We start from the raw sequence: 6,718 nt of genomic DNA on the forward strand, positions 1-6,718 counted from the left end.
GTCCCGGGGAAGGGGGCGCGCCGGGCCCGTGACGCCGCTCCGGCGGGGGCGGAGGGCCCCGGACCAGACCATGTGCGGGCGGACGCCGCGGCTCCCGCGCCCGGTCCCGGTGGACCGGGTCCCGGGGCGACCACCCGAACAGGGGAGCCTGCGGTCCACGACGGACCCGCAGGCCACGAAGGGACCACGGAGGTGGATGGGGAGGGGAGTGGCGAGCGCTGAGCGGACCGCCGGACACCGCAGCGGCGCGATCGGCTACCATGGACGGCGACGTCGATCCGGCCCGCAGGTGGCGACACCACGCGGGGCATCACCGGGGAGTCTCCGGAAGAACAGGGCGGCCGGCCACCGGTCACCCCACTAGACCCGGACGGGCGGGCCCGACACAGCCCCAACGAAGCGGGTGCACGCGAGTGCACCAAGCGGGGTGGTACCGCGGGTCCCGGCGTCGCCGGGGGTCGTCCCTGGACTGGGCAGTACTGGAGACGACACCGAGGACACCATGACCAAGCACGGGTTCTACCCCCGCCACCGGGACACCGAGGTCGAGGCGAACGCGTCCTTCCCCCACATGGAGGAGGAGACGCTGGCCTACTGGGCGGCCGACGACACCTTCCGCAAGTCCGTCGAGGAACGACCGGCAGGTCGCAACGGGGACAATGAGTTCGTCTTCTACGACGGTCCCCCCTTCGCCAACGGACTGCCCCACTACGGGCACCTCCTCACCGGGTACGTCAAGGACGTGGTGGGTCGCTACCAGACGATGCAGGGACGTCACGTCGAGCGCCGCTTCGGGTGGGACACCCACGGGCTGCCCGCCGAGCTGGAGGCCGAGCGGGCACTGGGGATCACCGACAAGTCCCAGATCGAGGGTGAGGGCGGGATCGGCATCCGCGCCTTCAACGACGCCGCACGCTCGGGGGTGCTCAAGTACACCCGGGAGTGGCAGGAGTACGTCACCCGCCAGGCCCGCTGGGTCGACTTCGAGCACGACTACAAGACGCTCGACCCGACCTACATGGAGTCGGTGATCTGGGCGTTCAGGACGCTCTACGACAAGGGCCTGGTCTACCAGGGCTTCCGTGTCCTGCCCTACTGCTGGAACGACGAGACGCCCCTGGCCGCCCACGAGCTCAAGATGGACGACGACGTCTACCAGGACCGCACCGACCAGACGGTCACCGTCGGCCTGCGCCTGGAGTCCGGCGAACTCGCCCTCATCTGGACGACGACCCCCTGGACGCTGCCCTCCAACCTCGCCATCGCGGTGGGACCCGGGATCGACTACGTCACCGTCCGCCCCACCGAGGGACCCCTGGAGGGGGAGCGCGTCGTCATCGCCCGTGCACTCCTGTCCTCCTACGCCAAGGAACTGGGCCAGGAGCCCGAGGTCCTCGCCGAGTACCCCGGCTCGGACCTGGTCGGCCGCCGCTACACGCCGATCTTCGACTACTTCGACACCCCCCGGCGCCGTTCCGAGGGTGAGGCACCCGGGCCGAACGCCTGGACGGTCATCCCCGGGGACTTCGTCACCACCGAGGACGGCACCGGCCTCGTCCACATCGCCCCGGCCTTCGGCGAGGACGACATGTCCGCCTGCCAGGCGGCCGGCATCCAGCCCGTGGTCCCGGTCGACGACCGTGGGCGCTTCACCTCCGAGGTGCCCGACTACGAGGGCGTGCAGGTCTTCGACGCGAACCGCCTCGTCATCGCCGACCTGCGCGAGGGGACCGGGGACCTCGCCCACACCGACCCCGACCACCGGGCGGTGCTCGTGCGCCAGGCCTCCTACACCCACTCCTACCCGCACTGCTGGAGGTGCCGCCAGCCGCTCATCTACAAGGCGGTGAGCTCCTGGTTCGTCCGGGTCACGGCCTTCCGTGAGCGCATGGTCGAGCTGAACCAGCAGATCACCTGGGTGCCGGAGCACATCAAGGACGGCATCTTCGGCAACTGGCTGGCCGGGGCGCGCGACTGGGCGATCTCGCGCAACCGCTTCTGGGGCTCCCCGATCCCCGTGTGGGTGTCGGACGACCCCGCCCACCCGCGCGTGGACGTCTACGGGTCCCTCGCGGAGATGGAACGCGACTTCGGACGTGTCCCCACCGATGCGGCGGGCAACGTCGACCTCCACCGTCCCGCCATCGACGAGCTCGTGCGTCCCAACCCCGATGACCCGACCGGGCGCTCGAAGATGCGGCGCGTCCCCGAGGTCCTCGACACCTGGTTCGACTCCGGCTCGATGCCCTACGCGCAGGTCCACTACCCCTTCGAGAACCGCGAGTGGTTCGAGCACCACTACCCGGGGGACTTCATCGTCGAGTACATCGGCCAGACGCGCGGCTGGTTCTACAACATGCACGTGCTCGCCACCGCCCTCTTCGACCGTCCGGCATTCACCCACTGCGTCTCGCACGGGATCGTCCTGGGCGACGACGGGCGCAAGATGAGCAAGTCGCTGCGCAACTACCCCGACCCCGCGCGTGTCTTCGACGAGTACGGGTCCGACGCCATGCGCTGGTTCCTCATGAGTTCCCCGGTCGTGCGCGGTGGGAACCTCATCGTGACGGAGGACGGGATCCGCGACACCGTGCGACAGGTGCTCCTGCCCCTGTGGAACACCTACTACTTCTTCGCGCTCTACTCCGGGGCGGCGGCGCAGGGACAGGGGTACCTGGCCCGGCGCCTGGACCTGGAGGACCCGGGGGTGGTCGCCTCCCTCGACGTCATGGACCGCTACCTGCTCGCCCACACCCGCGACCTGGCACGGCAGGTCCGGGCCGATCTCGACGGGTACGAGGTCGGTGCCGCCTGTGACGCGGTGCGCCAGTACCTCGACATGCTCACCAACTGGTACGTGCGCACCCAACGCCAGCGCTTCTGGGACGAGGACCCCCGGGCCTTCGACACCCTGTGGACCCCGCTGGTCACGCTGTGCGAGGTGGCGGCCCCCCTCCTGCCGCTGGTCACCGAGGAGATGTGGCGCGGCCTGACGGACGGGGAGTCCGTGCACCTGGTGCTCTGGCCGGAGCTCCCCGACACCGTGGCGGACCCGGCCCTCGTCGCCGCCATGGACGAGGCCCGCGACGTCGTCTCGGCCGCGCACGCCCTGCGCAAGGGGAACTCCCTGCGGGTGCGCCAGCCCCTGTCCCGCCTCGAGGTCGTCTCCCCGCGGGCCCGGGCACTCGAGCCCTTCGTGGCGCTCATCGCCTCGGAGGTCAACGTCAAGGAGGTCCTCCTCGCGACTCCCGAGGAGTCAGGGCTGGCCGTGCACACGGCACTCTCCCTGAACCCGAGGGCCTTCGACCCTGCGGTGCGCCGGGCGACCTCGGCGCTGTTCAAGGCGCAGAAGTCGGGGGAGTGGCAGCTCTCCGCGGACGGCACCTCGGTGACCTTCCCCGGTGTCGAGGTCGAGGGCGCGCCGGTCGTGCTGACCGGGGACCAGTTCGAGGCCACCACGAAGATCGACGCCGCCGAGGGGCAGGTGGCGAGCGTGCTCGCCTCGGGTGCCTTCGTCGTCCTCGACACGGTGCTGAGCCCCGAGCTGCTGGCCGAGGGTTACGCCCGTGACGTCGTCCGTGCGGTCCAGGACGAGCGCAAGTCGGCCGGGCTCCACATCGCCGACCGCATCGACCTCTCGCTCGGGGTGCCGGCCGGGCACCTCGCGGACGTCGAAGCCTTCTCGGGGATGATCTGCCACGAGACCCTCGCGCTGGACCTGTCGGTGGTCGAGGCACCGGAACTGACGGTGTCGGTGGCACGGCACGGCGCCTGACGAGGGCGGGCACGGCGCCTGACGAGGGCGGGCACGGCGCCTGACGAGGGCGGGCACGACATGTGGGGACCGGGGTCATCCCGGTCCCCACACCCGTCCCGGCCCGTGGCAGGACCGTGTGTCCCGGGTGGCGCACGGGTAGCGGGTGACAACCACTGGTCATGCGTATAGCATCCTGTACATGCATACAGCGCCCGTGCCGTCGGATCGTCGCACCGCCGACCTGACGGCGCGCGCGCAGATCCGTGACGCAGCGATCGAGTGCTTCGCGCAGAGCGGGTTCCGCGCCTCGTTCCGGGACATCGCCTCACGGGCTGGGGTCTCCCCGGCGCTCATCACGCACCACTTCTCCTCCAAGGCCAACCTGCGCCGGGAGTGCGACGCGGAGGTCCTGCGCCGGTACCGCTCCACGAAGATCGGTGCCATCGGCCTCCTGCCCGGCGGGTTCTCGCGGCTCGCCGCCACCGTCACCCACGACGAGGCCGTGATGTCCGTCTACGTCCTGCGGGCCGTCTCGGCCGGGGGACGGGCCGCAGGCGTCTTCCTCGACCAGTTCACCGAACAGGTCGCCGCCGTCCTCGCGGACTACGAGAGTGCCGGGCTCATCCGCCCCTCACGCGACGAGGTCTCCCGGGCGCGCTTCCACGCCCGCGAGATGCTCGGTGCCATCCTCGTCGATTTCCTCACCACCTCCTGGACCACCCCCGAGGACTTCCTCGCCGGCCTGTTCGACAGGTCCGGCGACCTCGTCCTGCCCCTCCTCGAGCTCTACTCCGAGGGTTTCCTCACCTCCTCGGACATGTTGGAGCAGTACCTGCAGGGGTCGGGGGACCCGTCCGACGCGCCGTCGCAGTCCGGCTCCTGAACACGGGACACCGGGCCACTGCCCGGTTCCCCCCACCCAAGGAACTGCCATGACCAGTGGTACCGACAGTGCCATCCTCGTCAGGAACCTGACGAAGTCCTTCGGACGGGTCCACGCCCTGCGTGGGCTCGACCTCGAGGTCCCCCGCGGACAGGTGACGGGCTTCCTCGGCCCCAACGGGGCCGGGAAGTCGACGACCATCCGTATCCTGCTGGGTCTCCTGCGGGCGGACTCCGGGACGGCGACCCTGCTCGGGGGCGATCCCTGGCGCGATGCCGTGGACCTCCACCGCCACCTCGCCTACGTCCCCGGCGACGTCACCCTGTGGCCCGACCTCACCGGAGGTGAGGCCATCGACATCCTCTGCCGGCTGTCGGGGCCCCTCGACCCCCGTCGCAAGGAGGAGATGCTCGAGCGTTTCCAGCTGGACCCCACCAAGCGTGCACGGACCTACTCCAAGGGCAACCGGCAGAAGGTGGCGCTGGTGGCCGCCCTCGCCTCGGACGCCGAACTGCTCGTCCTCGACGAGCCGACCTCCGGTCTCGACCCCCTGATGGAGGAGACCTTCACGGATGCCGTGCGGGAGGCCGTGGGACGGGGGTGCTCCGTCCTCCTGTCGAGTCACATCTTCGCCGAGGTCGAGAGGCTCGCCGAGCGTGTGACGATCGTCAAGGACGGGGTCACGGTCGAGGCCGGGACGCTCGCCCAGCTGCGCCACCTCACCCGCACCGAGGTCACCGTCACCCTGGAGGGGGACCCGGGGAACCTCGCGCACCTCCCCCAGGTGCACGACCTCTCGGTGGAGGGGAAGCGTGCCGGCTTCTTCGTCGACGACGCGGACCTCCCGGAGGTCCTCGCACGTCTGGCGGAACTCGGACCGCACTCCCTCGAGGCGAACCCACCCACCCTCGAGGAGATCTTCCTGCGCCACTACGGCACCCACCCCACGGACCCCGAGGGGAGGCAGTGATGGCGGCGACCGTGCTGACACCCGGGTCACGGCGCCCACTGCGTCCGCTCGCCGGCACCCCGACGATGGTCACCGTCGTCCTGCGACGCAACTGGGGCCGACTCCTGGCCTGGTTCGCCTACGTCGTCGGGTTGCTCGGCTACGTGGGCCTCTACTACCGCCGGACCTTCACGACCCAGCGCGCCCTGGACGACTTCGCGGCGCTGTCCTCCTCGGCCGGCATGCGGGCCATCACCGGCGAGGCGGCTGATCCCGCCACGCTCGGCGGGGCGGTGTGGACGAAGATCTGGATGACGCTGGCCCTGGGCCTCGCCTTCGGCGTGGTCCTCCTGGTCACCCGCAACGGTCGGGCCGACGAGGCCGCCGGCCGCAGCGAGCTCCTGCGCTCGCGGGTGCTGGGCATCCACGCCTCCTCGGTGGCCACCTGGGCGGTGGTCGCCCTCCTGTGCGTGTTCGCCGGTGCGGGGGCCTCCGTGGTCGCCGTCCTGGTCGGCCTGGACCCGGCCGGGACCGGTCACAGCGGCTCCTGGCTCCTGGGTCTCTCCGTCACCGGGGTGGGACTGGTGGCCCTGGGCCTGTCGGCCGTGGCCGGACAGGTCGCCTCCTCCGCACGCGGGGCGAACGCCCTGGGCTGCGCCCTCGTGGGTGTGGCCTACCTCCTGCGCATGACCGGAGACCTCGGGGGAGGGGGAGCCACGTGGGCCTCACCCATCGGGTGGGGTGAGGAGACACGTCCCTGGGGCCGGGAACGGTGGTGGCCCCTCGCCCTGCAGCTCGCCCTGGCACTCGCGCTGCTCGCCCTGGCGACGGTGCTGGAGGAGCGCAGGGACCACGGGTCGGGCCTCCTGCCCGATCGCGCCGGCCGTCCCGGGGCCCCGCGCCGGTGGGCGACCCCGGCGGGCCTCTCCCTGCGCCTGGGCCGTGGTGCCCTCCTGGGGTGGACGGTCACGGTGGTGCTCGCGGGCCTGGTGCTCGGGTCCGTCATCTCCTCGATGCAGGACCTCCTGCGCGACGCATCCCCCGAGGTCGCCCAGCGCCTGGGGGGCACGGGGGCCGAGGCACTGACGGCGGTGGTGGTGCGCCTGCTCGCGCTCCTCGTGGCCGTCTT

The 6,718-nt window shown here is 71.3% G+C and carries 4 protein-coding genes; all 4 read left to right on the forward strand.

What is annotated here, in order from left to right:
- Positions 1–502 precede the first annotated feature (502 nt).
- Positions 503–3,775: an isoleucine--tRNA ligase gene (ileS, locus tag TA90_RS10830; RefSeq protein ID WP_043536387.1), complete on the forward strand. Its 3,273-nt coding sequence runs from the start codon at positions 503–505 to the stop codon at positions 3,773–3,775.
- 181 nt (positions 3,776–3,956) lie between these two features.
- Positions 3,957–4,640 carry a TetR/AcrR family transcriptional regulator gene (locus TA90_RS10835; RefSeq protein WP_074015383.1) on the forward strand — a complete coding sequence of 228 codons (684 nt, stop codon included), beginning with the start codon at positions 3,957–3,959 and terminating at the stop codon, positions 4,638–4,640.
- Positions 4,641–4,689: 49 nt separating this feature from the next.
- On the forward strand, positions 4,690–5,610 hold the full coding sequence (locus TA90_RS10840; RefSeq protein WP_043536388.1) for an ABC transporter ATP-binding protein: 921 nt from the start codon (positions 4,690–4,692) through the stop codon (positions 5,608–5,610).
- A partial coding sequence (locus tag TA90_RS10845) for an ABC transporter permease (protein WP_043536390.1) occupies positions 5,610–6,718 on the forward strand: 1,109 nt, incomplete at its 3' end. The genes TA90_RS10840 and TA90_RS10845, both read left to right, overlap by 1 nt.

It is taken from the genome of Actinomyces polynesiensis, from assembly GCF_000820725.1.
Lineage (GTDB): Bacteria > Actinomycetota > Actinomycetes > Actinomycetales > Actinomycetaceae > Pauljensenia > Pauljensenia polynesiensis.

Coding starts and splice junctions, on each gene's coding strand:
- ileS (WP_043536387.1), top strand. CDS start 503: ATGACCAAGCACGGGTTCTACCCCCGCCACCGGGACACCGAGGTCGAG.
- TA90_RS10835 (WP_074015383.1), top strand. CDS start 3,957: ATGCATACAGCGCCCGTGCCGTCGGATCGTCGCACCGCCGACCTGACG.
- TA90_RS10840 (WP_043536388.1), top strand. CDS start 4,690: ATGACCAGTGGTACCGACAGTGCCATCCTCGTCAGGAACCTGACGAAG.